We start from the raw sequence: 1,795 nt of genomic DNA on the forward strand, positions 1-1,795 counted from the left end.
AACAGATCCGCCGACACCACCACCGAACCACGAAGCCCCGCAGGCACCCCCGACCCATCGAAAACCTCAGTCACCGAGGCATCCAGATCGAACTTCGCGGCGGACTCACTGGTGGCCGGGCCGTTGTGGGTGACGGCCCCGGTCGGGTCCTGGGCATCGCGGGCCTGGGCGTCGCCGGCCTCGGCGTCGCCGCCCTGGGACGGGGCGTTTCCGCTGCCCGTGCCGGGCAGGTCGAGGACGGCTTCGGCGGTGTTCTGGACCTTCAGCATCACCTGGAACAGCGGGTGCCGGGACAGGGAGCGGGCCGGGGCCAGTTCCTCGACCAGCTTCTCGAACGGCACCTCCTGGTGCTCAAAGGCCGCCCATCCGGCCTGCCGCACCCGTGCGAGGAGTTCGGTGAAGGTCGGGTCGCCCGACACGTCCGTGCGCAGGACGAGGGAGTTGATGAAGAAGCCGACGAGGTCGTCGAGGGCGACGTCCGTGCGGCCGGCGACCGTCGTGCCGATCGGGATGTCGGTGCCCGCGCCGAGGCGGGCGAGGACGGCCGCGAGGGCGGCCTGGAGCACCATGAAGGGGGTCACGCCCTCGGCCTTCGCGAGCTCGGCGAGGCGTGCGTGGACCGAGGCGGGCACGGTCAGCGGGACCTTGTGGCCGCGGTGCGAGGGAAGTGCGGGGCGGGAGCGGTCGGTGGGGAGTTCCAGCTCCTCCGGGATGCCGGCCAGCACCCCGCGCCAGTAGGCCATCTGCGCGGACAGCACGCTGTCCGGGTCGTTCTCGTCGCCGAGCATTTCGCGCTGCCAGAGCGTGTAGTCGGCGTACTGGACCGGCAGCGGCTCCCAGTTGGGCGCCTGGCCGGCGGCGCGGGCGGCGTAGGCGACGGAGAGGTCGCGGGCCAGCGGGCGCTTGGACCAGCCGTCGCTGGCGATGTGGTGCGTCACCAGGACGAGCACCTGCTCGCCGCCGGTGGAGAACAGCGAGGCACGGATCGGTATCTCGGCGGACAGATCGAAGGTGTGGCCGAGGACGGCGGCGATCGCGTCGTCGAGCTCGGCGGGGGCCACCTCGGCCACCGTCAGGGACCAGTCGAGATCGGCCGACTTCAGGATGTGCTGGTACGGCTCGCCGTCCGCGACCCGGTAGACCGTGCGCAGGACCTCGTGGCGGCCGATCACGTCCCGCAGGGCGGCGTCGAGGGCCGTCCCGTCGGTCTCGGCGGACAGACGCAGCACGACCGGGATGTTGTACGTGGAACTCGGGCCCTCGGACTGGCTGAGGAACCACAACCGCCGCTGCGCGAAGGACAACGGGATCATCAGGACTCCTCCTGGTTACGCATGGGCCGCAACGCCGGCCGTGCTGTCTTCTGGTGGACTAGTTGTTGTGCGAGTGCTGCCACGGTCGATGCTTCGAGGAGCACGCGGAGCGGGACCTCGACGCCGAGTTCGGCACGGATCCTGCTGGTCAGGCGGACAGCGAGCAGAGAATGGCCGCCGAGGGCGAAGAAGTCGTCGTCGACGCCGACTTCGGGGAGCCCGAGGAGTTCGGCGAAGGCCGCGCAGAGGATCTCCTCCTGGCGGTTGGCCGGCCCGCGTCCTGCGGATACGGAGTGCTCGGGGGCGGGGAGGTTCGTGCGGTCGAGCTTGCCGTTGGCGGTCAGCGGGAGCGCGTCGAGGACGACGACCGCAGAGGGGACCATGTACTCGGGAAGCCTGGTTCCGACGAACCGCCTTACGGAATCCGGTAGTTCCTCGGATGCTTCGGGGTCGGTGGGGACGATGTAGGCGACGAGGCGGGT

2 protein-coding genes are annotated in these 1,795 nt (G+C 70.5%); both read right to left on the bottom strand.

Going from position 1 to position 1,795, the window contains the following annotated elements; translation table 11 throughout:
• The coding region (locus tag ACWCXC_RS37405; RefSeq protein ID WP_450891817.1) for a condensation domain-containing protein at positions 1-1,313 on the bottom strand (1,313 nt) is incomplete at its 3' end.
• Positions 1,313-1,795, bottom strand: a 483-nt coding sequence (locus tag ACWCXC_RS37410; protein WP_450891818.1) for a phosphopantetheine-binding protein, incomplete at its 5' end; no start/stop codon positions are given. The genes ACWCXC_RS37410 and ACWCXC_RS37405, both read right to left, overlap by 1 nt.

It is taken from the genome of Streptomyces sp. NPDC001515, assembly GCF_053597115.1.